Origin of the sequence: Limnovirga soli (genome assembly GCF_013106755.1) — a bacterium.
GTDB lineage: Bacteria > Bacteroidota > Bacteroidia > Chitinophagales > Chitinophagaceae > Limnovirga > Limnovirga soli.
This window is the reverse complement of sequence record NZ_WHPF01000016.1, coordinates 18,393-39,160: the sequence shown is the minus strand read 5'-3', so window position 1 is coordinate 39,160 and position 20,768 is coordinate 18,393. Positions and strand designations below refer to the sequence as shown.

At 39.4% G+C, this 20,768-nt stretch carries 21 protein-coding genes, 1 tRNA gene and 1 other RNA gene; 13 read left to right on the top strand and 10 right to left on the bottom strand.

Annotated features, from left to right (window positions below; translation table 11 throughout):
* Positions 1-58: 58 nt before the first annotated feature.
* Positions 59-343: a hypothetical protein gene (locus GD597_RS19015; RefSeq protein ID WP_171609497.1), complete on the top strand. Its 285-nt coding sequence runs from the start codon at positions 59-61 to the stop codon at positions 341-343.
* Here the strand turns inward: GD597_RS19015 and GD597_RS19010 are convergent.
* From GD597_RS19010 to GD597_RS18990, 5 genes are all read right to left on the bottom strand, one after another.
* Positions 312-1,508: a glycosyltransferase gene (locus GD597_RS19010; RefSeq protein WP_171609496.1), complete on the bottom strand. Its 1,197-nt coding sequence runs from the start codon at positions 1,506-1,508 to the stop codon at positions 312-314. The two genes, GD597_RS19015 and GD597_RS19010, sit on opposite strands and share 32 nt — an antisense overlap.
* Positions 1,509-1,800: 292 nt before the next feature.
* Positions 1,801-3,120 (bottom strand): lipopolysaccharide biosynthesis protein, encoded by a 1,320-nt coding sequence (locus GD597_RS19005; protein ID WP_171609495.1) that lies wholly within the window; start codon positions 3,118-3,120, stop codon positions 1,801-1,803.
* 67 nt (positions 3,121-3,187) lie between these two features.
* Entirely contained in the window at positions 3,188-3,658 is a 471-nt protein-coding gene (locus tag GD597_RS19000) for a hemerythrin domain-containing protein (RefSeq protein ID WP_171609494.1), read from the bottom strand.
* Between the two features lie 41 nt (positions 3,659-3,699).
* On the bottom strand, positions 3,700-4,461 hold the full coding sequence (tpiA, locus tag GD597_RS18995; protein ID WP_171609493.1) for a triose-phosphate isomerase: 762 nt from the start codon (positions 4,459-4,461) through the stop codon (positions 3,700-3,702).
* Positions 4,462-4,482: 21 nt separating this feature from the next.
* Positions 4,483-5,646 (bottom strand): putative sugar nucleotidyl transferase, encoded by a 1,164-nt coding sequence (locus GD597_RS18990; RefSeq protein ID WP_171609492.1) that lies wholly within the window; start codon positions 5,644-5,646, stop codon positions 4,483-4,485.
* Between the two features lie 102 nt (positions 5,647-5,748).
* Between GD597_RS18990 and GD597_RS18985 the strand changes: the two genes are divergently transcribed.
* Both GD597_RS18985 and GD597_RS18980 read left to right on the top strand, forming a co-directional pair.
* A complete protein-coding gene (locus tag GD597_RS18985) occupies positions 5,749-6,894 on the top strand; it encodes a serine hydrolase domain-containing protein (RefSeq protein WP_171609491.1) in 1,146 nt (381 codons plus the stop codon).
* Positions 6,895-7,144: 250 nt separating this feature from the next.
* The gene (locus GD597_RS18980; RefSeq protein WP_171609490.1) at positions 7,145-7,723 is read left to right on the top strand and encodes a hypothetical protein; all 579 of its coding nucleotides are present in this window, start codon (positions 7,145-7,147) and stop codon (positions 7,721-7,723) included.
* Positions 7,724-7,928: 205 nt separating this feature from the next.
* Here GD597_RS18980 and ffs read toward each other — a convergent pair.
* An RNA gene (gene ffs, locus GD597_RS18975) (signal recognition particle sRNA small type) lies at positions 7,929-8,028 on the bottom strand.
* 41 nt (positions 8,029-8,069) lie between these two features.
* Entirely contained in the window at positions 8,070-9,353 is a 1,284-nt protein-coding gene (locus tag GD597_RS18970) for a type IX secretion system plug protein (RefSeq protein WP_216368631.1), read from the bottom strand.
* 224 nt (positions 9,354-9,577) lie between these two features.
* On the opposite strand from GD597_RS18970, the gene GD597_RS18965 reads away from it, so the two are divergent.
* A complete protein-coding gene (locus GD597_RS18965) occupies positions 9,578-10,819 on the top strand; it encodes an ABC transporter permease (protein WP_171609489.1) in 1,242 nt (413 codons plus the stop codon).
* 13 nt (positions 10,820-10,832) lie between these two features.
* Here GD597_RS18965 and GD597_RS18960 read toward each other — a convergent pair whose 3' ends face one another.
* Positions 10,833-11,324, bottom strand: coding sequence for a YajQ family cyclic di-GMP-binding protein (locus tag GD597_RS18960; protein WP_171609488.1), 492 nt, complete (start codon positions 11,322-11,324; stop codon positions 10,833-10,835).
* 223 nt (positions 11,325-11,547) lie between these two features.
* Here GD597_RS18960 and GD597_RS18955 point away from each other — a divergent pair, with 223 nt between their 5' ends.
* A complete protein-coding gene (locus GD597_RS18955) occupies positions 11,548-11,799 on the top strand; it encodes a hypothetical protein (RefSeq protein WP_171609487.1) in 252 nt (83 codons plus the stop codon).
* Positions 11,783-12,673 (top strand): DMT family transporter, encoded by an 891-nt coding sequence (locus tag GD597_RS18950; RefSeq protein ID WP_235954359.1) that lies wholly within the window; start codon positions 11,783-11,785, stop codon positions 12,671-12,673. The genes GD597_RS18955 and GD597_RS18950 overlap by 17 nt, the downstream gene beginning before the upstream one ends.
* A gap of 150 nt (positions 12,674-12,823) precedes the next feature.
* On the opposite strand, the gene GD597_RS18945 is transcribed toward GD597_RS18950, so the two are convergent.
* Positions 12,824-13,732 carry a TIM barrel protein gene (locus GD597_RS18945; protein ID WP_171609486.1) on the bottom strand — a complete coding sequence of 303 codons (909 nt, stop codon included), beginning with the start codon at positions 13,730-13,732 and terminating at the stop codon, positions 12,824-12,826.
* Positions 13,733-13,985: 253 nt separating this feature from the next.
* Here GD597_RS18945 and GD597_RS18940 point away from each other — a divergent pair, with 253 nt between their 5' ends.
* The 5 genes from GD597_RS18940 to GD597_RS18920 all read left to right on the top strand — a co-directional run bounded on the left by GD597_RS18940 (position 13,986) and on the right by GD597_RS18920 (position 18,662).
* Positions 13,986-15,107, top strand: coding sequence for a glycoside hydrolase family 53 protein (locus GD597_RS18940; protein ID WP_171609485.1), 1,122 nt, complete (start codon positions 13,986-13,988; stop codon positions 15,105-15,107).
* A 190-nt stretch (positions 15,108-15,297) separates the two neighbouring features.
* Positions 15,298-15,606 carry a phosphoribosylpyrophosphate synthetase gene (locus GD597_RS18935; protein ID WP_171609484.1) on the top strand — a complete coding sequence of 103 codons (309 nt, stop codon included), beginning with the start codon at positions 15,298-15,300 and terminating at the stop codon, positions 15,604-15,606.
* Positions 15,599-16,768 carry an MFS transporter gene (locus GD597_RS18930; RefSeq protein ID WP_171609483.1) on the top strand — a complete coding sequence of 390 codons (1,170 nt, stop codon included), beginning with the start codon at positions 15,599-15,601 and terminating at the stop codon, positions 16,766-16,768. Before GD597_RS18935 ends, GD597_RS18930 begins: the two co-directional genes overlap by 8 nt.
* Before the next feature lie 2 nt (positions 16,769-16,770).
* Positions 16,771-17,787, top strand: coding sequence for an isoaspartyl peptidase/L-asparaginase family protein (locus GD597_RS18925; protein WP_171609482.1), 1,017 nt, complete (start codon positions 16,771-16,773; stop codon positions 17,785-17,787).
* Between the two features lie 146 nt (positions 17,788-17,933).
* Positions 17,934-18,662 (top strand): copper homeostasis protein CutC, encoded by a 729-nt coding sequence (locus GD597_RS18920; RefSeq protein WP_171609481.1) that lies wholly within the window; start codon positions 17,934-17,936, stop codon positions 18,660-18,662.
* 147 nt (positions 18,663-18,809) lie between these two features.
* On the opposite strand, the gene GD597_RS18915 is transcribed toward GD597_RS18920, so the two are convergent.
* A tRNA-Lys gene (locus GD597_RS18915) sits at positions 18,810-18,882 on the bottom strand.
* Between the two features lie 168 nt (positions 18,883-19,050).
* Between GD597_RS18915 and GD597_RS18910 the strand changes: the two genes are divergently transcribed.
* On the top strand, positions 19,051-19,857 hold the full coding sequence (locus GD597_RS18910) for an SDR family oxidoreductase (RefSeq protein ID WP_171609480.1): 807 nt from the start codon (positions 19,051-19,053) through the stop codon (positions 19,855-19,857).
* A gap of 28 nt (positions 19,858-19,885) precedes the next feature.
* Positions 19,886-20,704, top strand: coding sequence for an SAM hydrolase/SAM-dependent halogenase family protein (locus tag GD597_RS18905; protein ID WP_171609479.1), 819 nt, complete (start codon positions 19,886-19,888; stop codon positions 20,702-20,704).
* Positions 20,705-20,768 lie beyond the last annotated feature (64 nt).

Genomic DNA, 20,768 nt, shown 5'->3' with positions numbered 1-20,768 from the left:
TATATTGCTAATTTTAACGCGTTCGTGTTTCAATTTTAACCGCTACCAAAACAAAAGAATGGATCAAATTTTTGAATTATTATTTAGTGCCATGCCATTTATACATGCGCTGGCAATATTGGCTGTACTATTGAAGTTTATACTGGTTATAGATAAAAAGGGGTTTAGTTTTGTAAGCATTTTTGTAAGCTTTTTTAGGATATACACCCATTCTGATTTTGTGATGACACAACAGGCCAGCAGAAAAAAATACATGCGCCGCAATAATATTATTAACTGTTATTTATACGCCTGGCTTTTTATTACCATTATTATGATGCTGATTCTTCAAAAACCTTTTTAGCAGGCTGCAAGCGTTGGTAAACAAGCAAAAATTCGTTAGCTATTTGGTCGCAATTATATAAGGCTGCAGCTTCATTGGCTATTAAGGCTCGGTTAAACACTTCATAATGGTCTATAATATGTAATAGTTTTTTATATAAATCTTCCGAGTCTCCTGCTGCAACCAAATATCCATTTTTATTATGTACAGCTTCTGCCACACCACCCGCCGTACTGCTTATAACAGGCAATCCGCAACACAAAGCCTCCACCACAACACAAGGGAAATTTTCGTGATCACTAAATAAGATAAATGCATCGGACTGCTTCATTTGTTCAGCTACCTGGGTATAAGTTATTTCTCCTGTAAAATGTACTTTGTCCTGCAGACCTTTTGCGGCTGCATTATCAATTAAATCAGTGCCTGCAGGACCGCAAAATACACACTCCCAATCTGCAGCTGTGCGTTTTAATAAAGCCAGTGCATCTAAAATACCTGTTACATTTTTTTGACTGCTCATGGATGATACATGCAAAAACCTGAAAGGAGTATGCAAATCTTCACCACTGTAATTAAAAACAGCTGTATCAACCAGATTATGAATGGTGATAACCTCTTTCAAATTAAAAAGGGAAGCCAATTTTTTACCAATGGTTGCCGACACATTGGTTACCAGTGCTGCATTAGCAAATACCCTTTTAGTATTTGAGCGGTAAAAATAGCTGCGGGTAAAAAAATTATCAGGCGCCGCCATTTCATAATGCGAAGCCTGTTCAGAAACCACGTAGGGTATATTTTCTTTTTTCAAAAGTTCCAGTGCCATAAAACCAGCTTTCATAGGTACATGCACATGTACAAAAGCGGGTTTGCCAAATTGTTGTTTGTATTGTTGCCAGGCTTTTCTATAACATTTTTTATAGGCCAGCTGATACCGGATTTTATCCACTACCGAAATGCCCCTTGGTGTAAAAGCAAACTCATAAATATACTCGGTAAGCATGCCTTTTTTATTAATTACACAATTATCTTTTGCAATAAAAGTATTTGCCCCCAATTGCAATACGTGCACTACATCAACAGGTAAATGGGCAGCAACGGCAATAGCATGACGTTGAATAAAATCACCATTTACCGGTTCGTATTTGTTGGGGTACCAACTGGCTAGCCAAAGTACACGTTGCATCATAATTGTAATTGCAATAATAACAATATTTATGAGGTCATCAGTTAGTTTTCATGGCATCGCCGCTTGCCACGCTCGGTTCAGGGTTCCACTTTTATGGCAACAATTAAAAACAACTGCTTTATCCTATTTACCTTTTACAGCAATTACAATACTCCAAAGTAATTTAAATCTGGAAACCATTTTTAAAAAGCTGCATATAGTTACTGTAGTACAAGAGTGCGACGCAAGTAAAGCATCATAATATAATTCTTAGCCAGGCTAACAAACTTTTAAAATGTACAGCTATACTATTTTATTCAGAGGGGTTTTTTGTATTAAAAAAAGCCAGCAGCCAGTTATAGTCAGATTTACGCCACCTGAAAAAATCAAAAAGGTTAACGGCATAATCTTTATAAAAAATAAATAGCGGCCAGGCCATATTTACGGCATAGCCAACTGTACTAACTGCCGCAGCGGCAATAATACCATAACGGGGAACAAAAAAATAATCTCCAATAACCACTACCACCAACGCAATAATGGCCCCCTGCACATTTACATTTACTTTGCCTTTACCCGAAAAATAGGCAGACAATAAGTTTAATACCGAGAGAAAAAAGATACCAGGAATTAACACAATAAATGGCCCTTGCATTTTATTAAAGGTTTCGCCAAACAAACCTGTAAACAACCATTTACCCGCCACAATTACTACCAGCAAAATACCTAAAAACAGTTGCGAAAACAGCCTCGATATCACCATTAAAGATTGGTTTAGTTTCTCTCTGTCTATACCACTGGCCGTTCTTGGGAATATAACACTGGCAATAATTTGCGGAATAATCAACAGCATTTGTCCCAGCTTGGATACCTGTATATAATTCCCCAAATCAGCCGAAGTACACACAGGGCTATTATTTACAAACAAATAATCTATACGATACACCAGAAAAAAAACCAGATTTGCCAGCAGGGCTAAAAAAGAATAACGAAAAATCATTTTTAGCTCGCTCCCGCTGGGAAAGTTGAAACGGAATGATTTTCTTTTTGTAAAAATATAAGCCGCCAGTAAGGATATACCCTGTACCATAAAAACAAAAAAATATTGCCAAAGCGTAATAGCAGCATCTTTTAATTCTGGCGCCACCGTATTTTTTGGAATAATGATGATGAATAAAATATTCCAGCAGGTAAGCAGGCAATTAGGGATAAAGAAATTATTTTCAGCATAAAATAATGCCGTACAGCAATTGGTAATAAATAAGCCTGCCAAATAGAACAAAGCAATAGCATAATATTCCCTTACCGGCAATACAAGGGTTTTTGCCATGTTATGTATATAATAAAACATGCCTGCCATGGCAATTGCTGCCAGTATTATTGTCCATGCAATGGTAAACCAAACCAATTTATCAACGGCAATCATTTTATTAGAGGCAAAATAGGTAATACCGGCATCGAAGCTAAAGCCAATAACTACCAGTGAGAAGGAAAAAATATTGGAAATATAATACACCCAACCGGCACCTGATGCCTGCAGGTATCTGGATAAAAATACATTTACCAATAAGAGTGTAAAAAAGAACGAACCACGCCATAGTAAACTTTGCAGTAGTATTTTTTTTAGACTCATGGTGTTGAAAATGTTATTGAATCAGTGTTCCAATCTACGCTATTTAAACTAGTAGGAGCAGATGCTGCTACTCCCAAAATTTCACAGGATAATTAATACAACTGGTTGCCGCAAGATCGGTTAACCGGCCTTCAAGAGCTGAAAACTGCTGAACCGATAATAATTTTTCCGTTTCAGGAAACAGGGTCCTTTCTTCAAACCTGATATGCTCCTCCAGTAATGCGGCAAAATCTTCCAGCAAATACATATCCGCAAAACCATCTTCAATACTATGTATATAGGCCCTTAAGGCAGCATGTTCATTTAATAATTGCCTTATTAATGCGGGATCAAATGCAGTGGTTTGTAGCAGGGGAATTAAAACAGTTTCTTCTTCCTCAAAATGTTGCTGCAGGTTTGTTTGCCAATAATGTAAAATAAAAGCAGCCATTACATCAGTAGCGGCTGCTTTTTTTATTCCTTTATTCAATAATAAAGCCATCAGCAAGCCATTATGGTGTTCCCGCGATAATGGCTGCAATTGCGGATGTCTTTTCATTTTTGATGTTTATGGGTAATGCGAATCAAATTTGCCCGGTGCTATTTTAAGCTATTGATGATGGCAACAAATTCGTCGGCAATTAACGATGCGCCACCTACTAAACCACCATCTACATCGGGCTGAGAAAAAATTTCTTTGGCATTGGATGCTTTTACACTGCCACCATATAAAATAGAAATATTATCTGCCACCGATGCGCCATATTTACCTGCTAAAACTGCACGTAAATGGGCATGCATTTCCTGCGCTTGTTCGCTGCTGGCAGTTTTACCGGTACCAATTGCCCATATTGGCTCGTAGGCAATAACTACTTTTTGTATTTGTTCTGCTGACAAATGAAACAGAGATTCTTCCAGCTGGATGGCTACATATTCGTTTTGGGTACCCGCCTCTCGTATGGCCAGGGCTTCTCCGCAACAAAAAATAGGCGTGCAATTATATTCAAGTACAATATTTACTTTATCTGCCAGCATTTGGTTGCTTTCGTTAAAATACTCCCGGCGCTCAGAATGGCCCAAAACCACTACCTGTATACCCAATGACTGCAGCATTTCTACAGAGGTTTCGCCGGTATAGGCGCCACTTTTTTTAGTATAGCAGTTTTGAGCTGCAATAAATACATTGTCTTTACCAGCCATTTTTGCCTGCGCCATAGCCAAATAAGGGAAAGGCACTGCAAATACGGCTTGTTGGTGTGCACTTAAATGATGGGGTTTAGCAATAATGTCGTTTAACAACTGCTCGCCTTGTTGTATGGTTAAATTCATTTTCCAGTTGGCGGCTGCTATTTGTTTTCTCATAACTGTTGGTTGTATTAAAATTTAAGATTGGTCAAAGATATGTTGCAGCATCATAGTTTCCTCGTGGGTAATCTCCTGATCTTTCATAATTTTCCAGTTATTAATATCCTGGAAGGCTTTATACAGCTCATATTTGGAGGCCGCTGCCGAGCCCCAAACAAAATCAGGTATATATTTAGGTAAAAGTCCATAGCCAAATACATTACTGCACACCCCAATAACAGAGCCCGTATTAATGGAGGAATTAATGGCTACCCGGCTGTAATCGCCCATAATTACCCCGCATTTTACATCCACCGGAATATAGCTGTTATGGTATTTGTTCCACATGTTTACAATACCTGCCGTATTTTTTACATTGCTATTGGTGGTGCCGGCACCCAGATTACACCAGCTACCAATTACGGCATCGCCCAAATAACCATCATGGGCTTTATTGCTATAGCCCTGCATTACCACATTTTTAATCTCTCCTCCTGCCACACACCCAGGGCCAAAAGTGCTGGCACCATAAATTTTGGCACCCATTTTTATAACGGCACCTTCCAGCAAAACCATTGGACCGCGAATAATGGCCCCCTCCAGCACTTTTGCATTTTTGCCTATATAAACAGGACCGCTTTCGGCATTAATAATACAAAAGTTAAGTTGAGCGCCTTCTTCTAAAAAAATATTTTCGGGGTTATTATATTGGTTGCCGGCGGGTAATGGCTGGCTTGCCCTGCCATTGGTAAGCAACGCAAAGTCTTCCCTAATAAAGCTATCATTCCATTGAAAAATTTGCCAGGGATACACAAGTCTTTTCACCTGTGCAATGGTGGCAACCTTTGTAAATTTTTCTATCAAATCTGCGGCAGGAAAATATTGCTTTACAAAAGCGGTTTTGGCCGCCACCAGTCCATTGGCATCTTTAATGCCCTCATTTGGTGCAAGGGCAAGTATGGCCGCCACCAGGGCCTCATCGGGCAAAATAGTAGCATCAATCCAAATATGCTCTTCCTGCGGAATAGGCTCATATAAAGGCGCTAAAAAATCTTCGGTATGTAAGTAGGCTTTTTCCCCGGTAAGTTTTTCCCATCTTTCCTTAATGGTAAAAATACCCATGCGTAATTGCGCAACGGCACAACAGCTATTCAGTGGATACAGCTTATTCCGGTCTTCTCTATCGTATAAAACTATGCTCATGTTTATTCACAATTTGTAAAGGTATTGTTACAAAGAAAATAATTACAAAATAATCTGACGCCATTTCTTTTATTTTGCCCGCAACAACATAACAAATTAACTGTGATACGTTCTATATATTCTATTTTTATTTTCTGTATTCTTTGCTCCTGTAATCAAACAACACAAAAAAACAATACCGGCACGGTAGTACAAGCCCCCACTGCAGACACTATTTTCAGACCTTTAACCGAAACCGAAAAAAAGAAATACCACGATGCCATAGCCGACTATTACACTACCCATTTCGACCGTGGGTTTAATGGCAGTTTGCTGGTAGCCAAAAACGGGGAAATTTTGTTTGAAGCCTACAAAGGCACCTACAATTTTGCCACCGGCGAACCCATCACAGATCATACCCCCTTTCATCTGGCATCTATTTCCAAAACATTTACGGCCATGACGGTGCTAAAGCTGTGGGAACAAGGCAAAATATCTTTAGACGATAGCCTGCAAAAATTCTTCCCTGCTTTGCCTTATAAAGGCATTACGGTAAAAATGCTCTTAAACCATAGAAGCGGTTTGCCCAATTATTTGTATTTCATGGATTCTATCTGGAATAAAAAGCAAAAAGCCACCAACGAAGACGTACTCAACTTTATGATAGTGCATAAACCCAGGGCCGATGCCATGCCCAATCGCAGCTATCATTACTGTAATACCAATTATCTGTTACTGGCTTTAATTATTGAGCAAACAACCCGGCAAAGCTTCCCTACCTATATGAAAGACAGTATTTTTAACCCCCTTGGGCTAAAAGACAGTTATGTATTCTCCATAAAAGACACGGCCAGCTACAATCCCACCTATTCTGTTACCAAGCCTTTTCCAATGGACCATCTGGATTGTACCTACGGCGATAAAAATGTATACAGCACTGTAAAAGACCTGTACATGTGGGACAAGGTTTTATACACCAACAATTTTCTAAAACAGTCTACCATACAAATGGCTTTTTTGCCCTACAGCAACGAAAAAAGGTCTATGCATAACTATGGTTTAGGCTGGCATTTATTTTTTAATAAATCCGATAGCATTATTTACCACAACGGCAAATGGCATGGCAGCAATACTGCCTTTACCCGCTTAATAAAAGACAGTGCCACTATTATTATGCTGGGCAACAAACTAAATAACAATATTTATCGCTCCAGAGAAATGGGCAGTGTATTTACCGGCAAAGAAGACGATAACCAGCTGGAGCAATAAAACCACACCATATCAAATAATAAAAGCCATGCGGGCAAGTGTGGCTTTTTTGTTACCGGCTGTTGTACTGCTATGTAGCATCCTTGTGTCACTCACTTGTACGGTTGGATATGCTATTGGGCATTTATAAAATCAACAACTGAAAAATCATTTATTAACCATGCTACAACCATCGGGATGAGCACTCATTTTTTTGGAAAGGCTATTGAGTTCGTATATTTTTGAGTTGCGCCTCACTTAAATTAAAACCTTGAAACACTCAATACGATTTTTATTAACTGTTCCATTTATACTAGTTACCTTCTTCTATTTACACATTAGTTTGGATGACGATGGTTGTTCAGGTTTGATGGATTTGTTTTTTGGAGCCTTATTTATTACTCTGTTTGCTGTTTCCATTTGGCTTGCATTCCGAGCAATATATCCCAAACGAGAACTTAATAAAAGAATACCTGAGCCAATTAGTTTGACAATAACTTTGTTAACACTTGCCATATTAATAGTTGGTAAAATATTCGGACAAGACTTTAAAGGCAGCACCTGGATTTATGCAGAAGCAAATACAGGCAAATTAGAGACACAGGCTTTAACACTCCGGGAAAATGGAACGTTCAAGGTTGAATTGGGGCATGTAGACTTTAGTTGCTATTTTTCAGGGCATTACCAAACACATGGAGATACCGTTGTTTTAGATAAAGATGTTATTGCGCAAACAAACTCTTTATTGACTGTTACCTATTTATTGAGGGACACGTTGATAATACCAATAAAGGGCTCAGATAAAGACAGCTCAAAATTTAGTGAGTTTGTTATTCAATCAAAAGAATAAGTGCCGCAGCGGGTTGCGGCTAAAATGTTTTGCTGGACTCCAACCTTTTCTCTTTCATCTATGGCTGTATAAAAGCCCAGCCATAACCCAACCGTAGAAGTGTGCGACGCAAGTAAAGCTTAATTTTCTTGCTGCTGCCTGGCTAATAATATTACTGATTTTTTGGAGAAACCGGTTGGCAGATTGCCACCGGGAAAAGAAAAAAAAGTGGCAGGCTAATTACATCGCACCGCTACAACCGTCTACTCTTGCTGCATTCCTGCCCTGGGAGGGTTCAACAGGAGCTGGTCGTGTAAGACCTGCCGCTGCAAATATAAGCCGAGATTTTTAATAGCAAATTCTTTCTTTATAAACCTTTTAGAAAAGTGCGTGAATTGATGGAAGTGGCCCCCAGCAATTCATCAGCCCGGCCAGACAGGGAACGGTAATAGACCAGTACGGTGTAGGTGTTTTGCGCTTCCCAATAATCGCCCTCGGTATAGGCCGTTTCAATGGGGGCATTTTTTACCCTTTTATCCTTGGTTACATACTGATAATTATAATAGCCCTGCTTTAAAAACAAGGTTTTCTCATACACGCCTTTGGTGGCATTATAGGTTAGGCGGGTAGAATCGTTGGCTATATTACCGGCCATTTCGCCCATGATATATACGTCTTTATCCATAAATGGCTGATTGCCACTGGGAACATAGGTAAAATGCACATGGCCGTAATCTCCCTGCCACCAGGGGTTATTGGCATCGGTACAATTTACTTCAAACATACCATCGTAATCCTGCAGCATTAAAATACGGTCGCGGCTACGGTCTAGATCTGGTTTCAGGTACACATCTACCGGTATGGAATCTTTGTCAATATGGTCTATGCGCTCACTTAAAAACCGAAAGCTTTTCAAGTTTAGCCAGCGGTATTCTTTGCCGGCAGGGAAAAGAAAATCCTGCTCGCCATTGTATTCATAATTATTGCCACGCATAAAAACTGGTTGTTTGCCGGTTATGGCATTATCCCATTTATAGTTTTGTAATACCACTACCTTCAACTGCTGCTGTGGGTTAAATATGTTTAAGCTGGTAACATTAATGGTAAACTGTACTTTTTGGTGGGTGCGCACTGCCGCTGAATTATAGGGTTGTTTTATAGTTACGCCAATAGGTACGGAATTATTCACCACCAGCATACGGCGGGTAAATGCCAGTTTACTGGTATCTCCATTTAAAAACACTTTTAACATATAATTGCCGGCCTTTGATGGCATGGAGTTTTTAACGGGAAACATGGCCTGATAATGGATATATTTTACATTGGCTATGGATGAAATGCGGTATTGGTTTAAACGGTTTTGTAAAAAGCCATCTATATAATCCATTTCGCTAAGTTCAACGGGCTTCCAGTCTGCATTACACAATTGATAGGTGTAACTATAATTTTTAATGGTGGTGCCCAGCTCATCAAAATGCAATTCCAGGGAATTGGTACTACCCAGTGTGATGATGGGATAACCCATTTGATTACCATATTGAAAAAGCTTGATGCCAGCTATACCCGGCATATAGGTTTTATCGGGCTGCAATTGTGCACCGGCCAATAGATTTAACCATACTAATGATAGCGTAAAAAAAAGCTTTTTCATAATTGCAATTTATAGTAAAGGGCGCAATTTTACTGGCAAATAAAACTAGCAGGTGGGGTTTGCAATTTTTACTTCCCATTTTAAAGCTGCCCAAAGTATTTAACCGTACAAGAGTGCGACGCAAGTAAAGCCCAACTACCCCATATTGACGGGCCAATAAAAAACCTTTTGTACAACTCAATTTTGCAGGCTTGTTTACAGCTTGTAGCTTTACCGCTAATACCATGAATGTATCACAGTTTATAGCTAAAAGGGTTGCTTTTAATAGTCAACGTACTTTTTCAAGGTTTATTATTCGCATTGCCACCACTGCAACAGCGTTAAGTGTGGCTGCCATGATACTTACCATGGCTTTTGTAAATGGGTTTCAGCAAGCTATTAGCCAAAAAGTATTTGATTTTTGGGGCCACTTGCATGTGCAACAATACGAGGCCGACAAATCTATTGTAGCCGAAGAAACTCCATTGCAATTAAATGATACGGTGGTACAGGTATTAAACAGTATGCCAGGCATTGCACATATACAACCCTTTGCTACCAAATCTGTAGTACTGGAATACAACAAAGACATTGAGGGTGTTTTGTTCAAAGGCATTGATAGTAGTTATGATTTTAACCACCTGCAGTCTTTTTTAAAAGAAGGCAGCTGGATAGATTTTAAAGACTCGCTATATAGCCGGCAGATTATGATATCGCAGCCCATTGCCAAATCGCTGCAAATAAAGGTAAACGACACCATTCATGTGTATTTTATCTCCAGAGAAACGGCCAGTTCCAGTGTTAAAAGCCTGGTAGTGAAAGGCATTTATAATACCGGCATTGAAGAGTTTGATAAAGCCTTTGCCATTGGCGACATAAGGCTTTTACGCCGGCAAAATAACTGGCAGCATAACGAAATTGGCGGCTACGAAGTATTTTTAAACGACTATACCGAAATAGATAGTGTAAACGAAGCCTTGTACAATGGCCCCAACCCTTTACCAGGTGCCTGGGTGAGTAAATCTATTAAAGATATTTACCCTTTTATTTTTGACTGGCTAAGCATACAGGATGTAAACAGAAATGTGATATTTATTGTAATGGCCATAATTGCCATCATAAACCTGATAACCTGTCTGCTGATTTTAGTTTTGGAACGTACCAGAATGGTGGGCATTTTAAAATCTATTGGCACCAGCGACTGGCATATTCAACGTATATTTTTATACCATGCCACCATTATTTCCTGTACTGGTATTGGTATAGGATTTTTGGTGGGTATTGGCATTGCGCTATTACAGCAATACACCGGTTTTATCAGGTTAGATGAAACCGCCTACTATGTATCTGTAGCACCCGTAAATATTATTTGGTGGGAGGTTTTTGCCGTTTGTGGGTTAACGCTGGTAGTATGCTTCTTATCCTTGATATTGCCTACCATATTTGTAAGAAGTATACAACCTGTAAAAGCCATCCAGTTTAGATAAACAGATTATTATCTTAAGATTTCATATTCGTAAACTGTAGTGGCATTCCTAAATTGGCGGCGCGGCAGGCAGCCATTACGTCTTGCAGGTCATCAATTTTTTTGCCGGTTACACGTACAATATCATCCATTATTGCGGCCTGCACTTTAAGGCCTGAGTCTTTTATGATTTTTACTATTTTTTTGGCATCTTCCTGTTTAAAGCCATTTCTAACAGGTACATCTTTTTTTACGGTTTTACCACTGGGGTAGGCATCCTTGCTAAAATCAAATGCATTGGCATCAATGCCCTGCTTTACGCCACGGCTAATAATAATATCTATTACCTGTTTCATTTTCATATCACTTTCCACATCCAGTTTAATCAGGTAATCCTTTTTGTTCAGCTCAATGGAAACGGGTGAGTTTTTAAAATCAAACCGATTAGCTATTTCTTTTTTAACCGTATTAATCGCGTTGTCTAATGTTTGCAGGTCTACTGTGCTGGCAATATCAAAAGAAGGCATATGGAAATTGTTTTAGAGGATACAATATACATTCAAAAAGGCAAAATTAAAACAGAATTATGGTTTTGCGCTGCAAAGAATTATATTATTTAGCAGGCTGTATTACAGTTATTAAACATCGTTGTGTCACTCACTTGTACTGCACCGCCATGGCCAGCATGTAAATTAAGTTATAGCCAAACAAAAAGCCCCGGTAGAAACCAGGGCCGGTATTATAATGCACATGAGAAAGGTATACAACAGCTATTGTAATAATAATTTTAATACTGCTAAATTGAGGGCAACCTCATTAACACAAATGCCAAATATGGATAAATGGAATTTTTTATGTTTTACCGGATACCGTTTATCCACCACAAATGACCAACGGAAAATACCCGTGTTGAATGAAAAAAGATCTGTTGTAACAACAATTGCCAAAAGCCATTTACATTCGCTTACATTCTTAAATACTTCCGTTGAAAGTAACTGGTAAAAGAAATATTCAAATTATGGTGGCGGGTATATGCTTTGCCATTTTATGGGCATCAGCATCTGCAGCAACAAAAATTGGACTGGCATACACGCAGCCTTTTGTAATTGCTGTGCCAAGGTTTTTTTTAGCTGGCGCTATCATTTTATTTTTTGCGCATATTGTATTAAAGAAGGAATTGCCACAACGCCAACAATGGAAACAATTGGCCATTTATGGCTTTTTAAATATTAGTACCTACCTGGGGCTATATGTATTGGCAATGCAAGAGGTATCGGCAGGATTGGGTTCTTTGTCGGTGGCCACCAATCCTGTTTTTATAAGTTTAATAAGTGCTATATGGTTTAAGGAGAAGATACATATTTCCATTATTCTAAGTCTGCTGCTTTGTTTTACCGGGGTGGTTATTGCTGCCTATCCCCTGTTGCAAAACAGTTTTGCAACGCCGTTGGGTTTAGCACTATTGCTTATCAGCATGTTTTGCTACTCAGCGGGAGCCATTTATTTTTCTAAATGTAACTGGGGTAATTTACACATACTTACTATTAATGGCTGGCAAACTATTTTAGGTGGTGTGTTTCTGTTGCCCTTTGTTCTTTATTTTTATAACGATGCGCAAAATAGTTTTACACTCTCCTGGGTGGGTTGTGTATTATGGCTGGCTATTCCGGTATCTATTGGCGCGGTGCAGCTTTGGTTGTATTTGTTAAAAGACAATCCGGTTACAGCTGCGTTCTGGTTATTTCTTTGTCCGGTTTTTGGTTTTGTAATTGCAGCTATTGTAATGCACGAACCCATTAGTTTGTATACCCTGGCAGGTGTACTTTTTGTAATTGCAGGCTTATATATTGTACAACAACAAAAGAAAAAAAACTAATCGTTTTATGGCTGTTTATTTGCTGCCATGGAAACAGAACCCCGAAGTGTGCGACGCAAGTAAAGCCCCATTTATTGCCTTTGACCGGCCAATAATTGTATAAAAAAAGCACCGGCTACTGCCAGTGCTTTGGAGATTTTTTGCAGGCTGCTAATAACCCCAGCCTTTCATAATATCGTAATCTTCTTTAGCACAATCTATAGGTGTTTTGCCCTGGTAAGATTCCTGCTCCACAACAAAGTGAATGGTACCACCAGATTTTCTGCCAATATCAATTACTTCTTTTACCGGCACAATGCCTTTACCAAGGATGGTGCTTTCGTATTTTTCTTCTCCGCTACTGGCTTTAATTTCGTCTTTCACATGCATTAGTTCAAAACGGCCGGGATATTTGGTTACGGCTTCCAAAGCGGTTGCACCTCCATTGTACAGGTTACCAATATCCAGCTGTTGCGCTACCAATGAAGGATCTGTGTTTTGCATAATAATATCCCACACCAGCGTGCCATTTAATTTTTGGCTAAATTCAAAATCGTGGTTATGATACCCGAATTTCATACCATATTTTTTACATAGTTCGCCGCTTTTATTAAACACTTCCATATAGCGTTTCATGTCGTCGTAATTTTGCCTGTAGGTTTGATCTAACCACGGGCTAATTACATATTGCTGGCCAACAATAGCCGCATCCAATACGGTATTTTTCCAGGCATCGGTAAACTCATTTTTATTGGCATCCCAATGTTTGGTACCCATAACTGTATGACCACTTAACATTTTAAGGCCCATATCGTCCAGCACTTTTTTAAACTCGGGTGCTGTACGCCCATAAAATTTTCGATCAATATAATTGGCATGTTCTACATATTTATACCCCATATTAGCCAACTTTTGTAAAGTACCCATGGGGTCTTTCATCATGTCTTCCCGAACGGAATACAATTGAATACTCAGGTATTCTTTTCGTTTAAAAGCTGCAAAAATGTAGTTTGATAACAGAGCAGAACCAGCCACCGCCATAGCACCGGCTTTTAAGAATGATCTTCTGGATGTAGACATATAATTTTTATTGTGGATAAAGAATAAAACATGAAGTATAATTACCAGCATGCATCGTTGCTACGAATTTAAGCGATTATAAAAGTATAACCGGCATAAAGTATAGATAAATTTAAAATCAATTTCAATTTTGCAAACGCCGGTAATAACCTGTTACAATTTTAACCCATATAACGCATAAATTAACCTGTGTTATACAAAGGATTGTCTGGTTCTAAAATCTCTGTAGTACCTTTACAATTCATTTTGTATTATGCGTAACCTCATCTTTTCGCTGGTAATATGCTCCTTACTGGCATGTAATAAATCCAATAGTCAGCCAGGCAACCCGGTAACACCTCCGGTAACCAACACCTATACCTTCATCAGGGGTTTAGACCTTTCATTTACTCCCGAAATTGCCAGCTACAATATTTCATATAAGGACAATGGCACTACCAAAGACATACTTACTATTGCCAAAAGCAAAGGTATTAACACTATCAGGCTACGTTTATGGAACAACCCGGCCACGGCACATTCTTCCCTTACTGAAATAATGGCTTATGCCAAACAAATAAAAGCAGCCGGCTTACAGTTTTGGCTGGACTTCCATTATTCTGATACCTGGGCCGACCCCGGCGCACAATCAAAACCAGCTGCCTGGAACGGGCTAAACTTTACCACCCTGCAGGATAGCTTATACAATTATACCAAAGCAGTGCTGCTACAATTACAACAAAATAATGTTACCCCCGACTATGTAGAAACGGGCAACGAAATAAACAGTGGTTTTTTATGGAATGAGGGTAAGATTATGAGCGCCACTGATGCCAACTGGGGAAATTTTATCCTATTGTTAAAACAAGCCATAAAAGCAACCAGAGAAGTTGCACCAAACGCAAAAATCATAATTCATATTGCCGGGTACGATTATGCCCAGCAATACTATACCAATTTGCAAAATGCACAAACAGATTATGATATTATTGGCCTCTCCTATTATCCCTGGTGGCATGGTAAAGACCTTAATGCGCTTGAACAAAACATTAAAACCATCAGTACTACTTTCAAAAAACCGGTATTAATAGCAGAAACTGCCTATCCATTCACCTTTGGCTATAATGATTATACCAATAATATTGCAGGCAGTGCAGATAAAGCCATCGATGCTTACCCCGGCACACCCATTGGTCAGGCGCAATTTATTACCACACTGGTTGGCGCTGTAAAAAAGGCAGTTACCAATAATAATTTCGGTGTTTGCTATTGGGCGCCAGATTGGGTGGCATTTAAAGGCAGCACAGCTACTGATGGCTCGCCATGGGAAAACCTATCCCTGTTCGACTTTAACAATAATGCACTACAGGCGCTTGACTCTTTAGGTAAGCACTAAAAAAATCCAAAAAAACCTTTACTGGCAATTTAATCAGGTATGGCTAACTTGTAAGTGAGGCTATTTTTTTAGCCAGGCCAGGCAGTACTATTGAGCATCCGTTGCGTCGCACACTGCAGGGTTCATATCCTTACCCGGCAATAAGAAACCAAACAGCCGCCGAATAGCTGTATCTTTAAGAAAAACAAACATGCCTACTTATGAATCTCTCGTAGATGCTATAGCCAATCTAAAGCAACGAGGTTACACCACCGATTTTAATATTGCATTTGATACACTTAAATGTACCAATACAGGCAGCTGTCTGGCACCATCCCAATTTGAAATTACAGAACATTACCGCTTTGAAGGTAACAGCAACCCAGACGACTCCTCTGTAATTTATGCCATCGAATCAATAGATGGCACCATGAAAGGCATACTTGTAAATGCATATGGCGTTTATGGCGATAGCATGAGCAATGATATGCTGGCAAAATTGTCCGTACATCATGAATAAAACTGCGATTATTTCCCGTACCGTATGGGTATTATCGCTGGTAAGCTTGTGTACCGATATTGCCAGTGAAATGCTTTACCCGGTTATGCCGGTTTACCTTAAAGAAATTGGCTTTTCCATTGCAGCAATTGGTATACTGGAAGGTATTGCCGAAGCTGTTGCAGGTTTAAGTAAAGGTTATTTTGGTACCTGGAGTGATAATACAGGCAAGCGCATGCCCTTTGTACGCTGGGGCTATGGTCTTAGTGCCATTAGTAAACCCATGATGGCATTGCTCACCTACCCCTGGTGGATATTTATCGCAAGGGTTGTAGACAGAACAGGCAAGGGTTTACGTACCGGTGCCCGGGATGCAATTCTGGTACAAGAATCCACTCCTTCCACCAAAGCCCGGGTATTTGGATTTCACAGGGCATTAGATACTACAGGTGCATTATTGGGGCCTTCCTTATCCTTGCTATTTTTATACTATGCGCCACAACAATACAGGCAACTCTTTTTATGGGCATTTATTCCGGGTATAATTGCCGTTGCCTTAACGTTTTTAATGAAAGATACCGGTGCAAAAAGTCAGGTAAAAAAGCAATGGCCCTCCTTTAAGTCATTTTATCAGTATTGGTTACAATCACCTTCCGCCTATAAACGCCTAACGGGTGCTTTACTAGTTTTTGCATTATTCAATAGCAGCGATACCCTGCTTTTATTAAAAATGAAAGAAACCGGACTAAGTGATACCGCTTTAATTGGCGTTTATATTTTTTACAATGGCATTTACGCCATTTTATCCTACCCATTAGCCAGCATTGCCGATAAAATTGGAGCAAAAAAAATATTGATTGCGGGGATGGTTTTATTTAGTATTGTATATGCTGGTATGGGCATTGGCGGTAATATTATTTGGTACCTCCTATTATTTTTACTTTACGGCGCATATGCGGCAGCAACTGAAGGCGTTTCAAAAGCCTGGATTGCTTCAATTGTACCCAAAGAAAATACAGCAGCTGCCCTTGGTACTTTTAGTGGATTTCAAAGTATTGCTGCTTTTTTGGCCAGCAGTATTGCTGGCCTTATATGGGTTATCCTGGGTGCATCGTTTACATTTATTTTATCTGCAGTTGTTAGCTTGCTGGTTGTTATTTACATTTACCGTAAAACAACATAATCATGTTACACCGCCGCCGATTTTTGCAATTAGGCTCAGCTGGCCTATCTGCTATTTCTTTACTTTCTTTTAAAAAAGCAACGCCTGCCGGCAGAAAACCAATTGTTATTTCTACCTGGGATGCTGGCATAAATGCCAATAAAGCGGCCTGGCAGGTTTTACGTAATGGCGGCAGGGCTTTGGATGCCGTAGAACAAGGCGTGATGGTTACAGAGGCAGAACAAAGTTGCTGTGTTGGCCTAGGCGCCAACCCCGACAGGGATGGCTTTGTTACCCTTGATGCCTGTATTATGGATGAACATTTTAATTGTGGTAGCGTAGCTGCATTAGAGCGCATAAAACACCCCATCTCTGTAGCTAGAAGGGTAATGGAGAAAACCCCGCATGTAATGCTTGTTGGGCAAGGTGCCCAACAATTTGCAGTAAGCGAAGGATTCCCTTTGGAAGCACAAAAATTATCGGACGATGCAGCAAAAGAATATAAAAAATGGCTGGAAAAATCTGAATACAAACCGGTTATTAATGTTGAACGCACCAAAGGACAAAGTGCTTTTGCACCAAATAAACTTTCTAATGGCGATTGGAACCATGATACAATAGGTATGGTGGCAATGGATGCCAATGGTAACCTTAGCGGAAGTTGTACGACCAGTGGAATGGGTTTTAAAATGCGTGGCAGGCTGGGCGACTCCCCCATTATTGGTGCCGGCTTATATGTGGACAATGAAATTGGGGCAGCTACGGCTACAGGTCAGGGGGAGGATGTAATACGTATTGCAGGCACACACTTGGTGGTAGAATTAATGCGCCAGGGACTTTCACCCGAACAGGCCTGCAAGACTGCCGTTGAAAGAATAATTAAAATAAAAGGTGCCAAAGCAAAAGATATTCAGGTAGGGTTTATTGCCATAAATAAAAAAGGGGAACACGGTGCCTATTGCATTCAAAAAGGATTTAATTATGCAGTGTGTTATGCAGATGACCACAATGAATTGATTGATGGTAAATTCATTTTATAAATAAGAAGTCCATTATTCAAATAGCACCTATTTCTTTATTAAAACAGCAAACTATATTTCGGTTATGTATTTGCGCTGTTGGTGTTTTTCTTTTTAACCAATAACACCAGTTATAATTTTTTATCATTCATTCAAATAATTCTGTAATGGCATTATTAGAAATTGCTGTATTTAATATTCAGTCGGCACTTATGGCTGCAGCGGCAGGGGCAGACAGACTGGAATTATGCGACAGTCCTGCAGATGGTGGCACCACAGCTTCTTATGGCACACTTAAATTGATAAGGGAGAAAATAAACATTCCTGTATTCCCAATTATAAGACCGCATGGTGGTGATTTTTGTTATACTGATGAAGAATATAGTGTTATTAAAAAAGATTTGCTTTTATGCAAGGAGCTTGGCTTTGAAGGTGCAGTTGTTGGCATATTAAAAAAGGATGGCAGCATAAATATGGCGCAAACAAAGGCATTGGTAGAAATGGCCTATCCAATGGAAATAACTTTTCACCGTGCCTTTGACAGGGCAAGAGCACCTTTGGAAGCATTGGAAGATATCATTTGTTGTGGATGCTCACGTATATTAACAAGCGGGCAGGTACCCAATGCCTTTGATGGAAAGGAACTGATTAAAACGCTTATTACACAAGCCGCAGACAGAATTATCATTATGCCCGGTAGTGGTGTTAGAAGCAATAATATTCAGGCGTTGGCTGCATTTACAGGTGCAACAGAACTACACTCTTCAGCCAGAAAAAGCAGTAAAGGTTCTATGGAATTTATTCAGGGGGGCATGAAAGAAAGTATTGAAAACATAGTGGTAGATGAACATGAAATACAACTAATGAAGAAGGAGATAGAAACTAATCTTGGTTGAAAATAAATTAAACCTGCTATTGCTGCATAGCATTACTGCAGTACAAGAGTGCGACGCAAGAAAGTTGAAGGATGCGAAACTGCCGAATACCAAAAAGAAAAAACTATTACAAAAAATAAGCGCTCCAGCTATTAACTGAAGCGCTTGTGATCTGGCTGGGACTCGAACCCAGGACCCATACATTAAAAGTGTATTGCTCTACCAACTGAGCTACCAAATCGTTGTATTGTTAAACAATACGCTTACCCTTTTTTGTAATTGGGAGTGCAAAAATAGTCCAAAAGCTGATTATGCCAAATTTTTATGCAAAAAAATTTATTTTAGTTAGATAACAGGTTATCAACATCACAACATTTTACTGTTTACATTTGCCATATAAAAATAAAATATGTCTTTCTTCAATAATAAAGTGGTAGTTGTAACAGGCGGATCTGATGGTATAGGCAGGGCATTGGTAGATGCATTATTAGAAAAAGGTGCACGTGTTGCAACCTGTGGCCGTAATCACGATAAACTATATCAATTACAAACCAACTATGCCGGCCAGCCCTTATTTATTTATACTGCCGATGTAAGCAGGGAAATTGATTGCGACAACTTTATTAAAGAAACCGTAAAGCATTACGGCACTATTGATATATTGATTAACAATGCAGGCATTTCTATGCGGGCCTTGTTTAACGAAACAGATTTAGAAACACTAAGAAGGGTAATGGATACCAATTTTTGGGGTACGGTTTATTGCACAAAATTTGCATTGCCCTATATTACAAAACAAAAAGGAACTGTTACAGGCGTTTCTTCTATTGCCGGTTACAGGGGTTTGCCGGGCAGAACCGGTTATTCTTCTTCTAAGTTTGCCATTAATGGATTTTTTGAAGCGCTAAGAACCGAGATGCTGGAATCTGGCGTAAATATTATGTGGGTATGCCCGGGGTTTACCACATCTAATATTCGCAATGCAGCTTTAACAAAAGATGCCAGCGCACAGGGATCTTCTCCAATGGATGAAGGGGCTATGATGAGTGCCGAAGAATGTGCCGCACAAATAATGGATGCCATAGAAAAAAGAAAAAGAACACATGTATTTACCATGAACGATAAACGAACTGTTTTTCTAAATAAATTAATCCCATCTATTACAGATAAACTGGTTAGAAAATTCTTCTATAAAAATGGAGAACTGGTAAAGTAATTGCATCATCTTTGTATTAATATTCCCCATGCCTGCAATTACACTTTCTTCAGATATTGGTCAGATAGATTTTATAACCGGCGCAATAAAGGGCCAGCTAATTGGCGCAGTACCGGGATGTATTCCTGTTGATATTTCCCATCAGCTCTCCCCGGTTAATCACCAGCAAAATGCCTATATCTGTAAAAATGCGTATGCACATTTTCCCAAAGGCTCCTTTCATTTAATACTGATTAACTTTTTTGAGAAAGTACCCTCGCATGTGTTGTTTACTGAGTTGAACCAACAATATATTATTTGCCCCGACAATGGCTTAATTACCATGATTGCCGGCGGAAGACCAGCATCAGTGTATGCCATTAGTACCAATACCAATGGCAAAGGCACTTTATTGGCCTGCACACATGCCATTGCACAGGCCATTCAACATGTACATAGTGGCGGCGCTATACAGGATATTGCCAGCATTGCCATGCAGATAGAAGAAAAATATCCCATGCGTTCTTCTGTTGGGCCAGACTGGGTAGACAGCCAGATAATTTTTATCGACAATTTTGAAAACGTGGTATTAAATATAACCAAAACCGAGTTTGAAGAAATAAGAAGAAACCGGGGTTTTAGAATTGAGCTGATGCACAAAAAAGATTATATAGATACCATCAGCGATAATTACAGTACCGTTCCACCCGGTGAAAGTATGGCCTGGTTTAACTCCGCCAATTACCTGGAAATAGCCATAAACAAAGGCAATGTGGCCGGTTTTTTTGGATTAAAAGACTTCTCAAAAGACGCTACTATTTCCCAAAACCGCCTCTCCTATCAAAGCATCAGAATTTATTTTTATTAAAAGCAGCCACGGTTTTCTTTTCGCAAAACCCGGGCAAAGCTGCCATAGTTATGCAGCACAAGTG

Excerpts from the sequence above, each read along its gene's own strand:
- GD597_RS19015 (WP_171609497.1), top strand. The coding sequence starts at position 59 with ATGGATCAAATTTTTGAATTATTATTTAGTGCCATGCCATTTATACAT.
- GD597_RS19010 (WP_171609496.1), bottom strand. The coding sequence starts at position 1,508 with ATGATGCAACGTGTACTTTGGCTAGCCAGTTGGTACCCCAACAAATAC.
- GD597_RS19005 (WP_171609495.1), bottom strand. The coding sequence starts at position 3,120 with ATGAGTCTAAAAAAAATACTACTGCAAAGTTTACTATGGCGTGGTTCG.
- GD597_RS19000 (WP_171609494.1), bottom strand. The coding sequence starts at position 3,658 with ATGAAAAGACATCCGCAATTGCAGCCATTATCGCGGGAACACCATAAT.
- tpiA (WP_171609493.1), bottom strand. The coding sequence starts at position 4,461 with ATGAGAAAACAAATAGCAGCCGCCAACTGGAAAATGAATTTAACCATA.
- GD597_RS18990 (WP_171609492.1), bottom strand. The coding sequence starts at position 5,646 with ATGAGCATAGTTTTATACGATAGAGAAGACCGGAATAAGCTGTATCCA.
- GD597_RS18970 (WP_216368631.1), bottom strand. The coding sequence starts at position 9,353 with ATGAAAAAGCTTTTTTTTACGCTATCATTAGTATGGTTAAATCTATTG.
- GD597_RS18965 (WP_171609489.1), top strand. The coding sequence starts at position 9,578 with ATGAATGTATCACAGTTTATAGCTAAAAGGGTTGCTTTTAATAGTCAA.
- GD597_RS18960 (WP_171609488.1), bottom strand. The coding sequence starts at position 11,324 with ATGCCTTCTTTTGATATTGCCAGCACAGTAGACCTGCAAACATTAGAC.
- GD597_RS18955 (WP_171609487.1), top strand. The coding sequence starts at position 11,548 with ATGAGAAAGGTATACAACAGCTATTGTAATAATAATTTTAATACTGCT.
- GD597_RS18945 (WP_171609486.1), bottom strand. The coding sequence starts at position 13,732 with ATGTCTACATCCAGAAGATCATTCTTAAAAGCCGGTGCTATGGCGGTG.
- GD597_RS18940 (WP_171609485.1), top strand. The coding sequence starts at position 13,986 with ATGCGTAACCTCATCTTTTCGCTGGTAATATGCTCCTTACTGGCATGT.
- GD597_RS18935 (WP_171609484.1), top strand. The coding sequence starts at position 15,298 with ATGCCTACTTATGAATCTCTCGTAGATGCTATAGCCAATCTAAAGCAA.
- GD597_RS18930 (WP_171609483.1), top strand. The coding sequence starts at position 15,599 with ATGAATAAAACTGCGATTATTTCCCGTACCGTATGGGTATTATCGCTG.
- GD597_RS18925 (WP_171609482.1), top strand. The coding sequence starts at position 16,771 with ATGTTACACCGCCGCCGATTTTTGCAATTAGGCTCAGCTGGCCTATCT.
- GD597_RS18920 (WP_171609481.1), top strand. The coding sequence starts at position 17,934 with ATGGCATTATTAGAAATTGCTGTATTTAATATTCAGTCGGCACTTATG.
- GD597_RS18910 (WP_171609480.1), top strand. The coding sequence starts at position 19,051 with ATGTCTTTCTTCAATAATAAAGTGGTAGTTGTAACAGGCGGATCTGAT.
- GD597_RS18905 (WP_171609479.1), top strand. The coding sequence starts at position 19,886 with ATGCCTGCAATTACACTTTCTTCAGATATTGGTCAGATAGATTTTATA.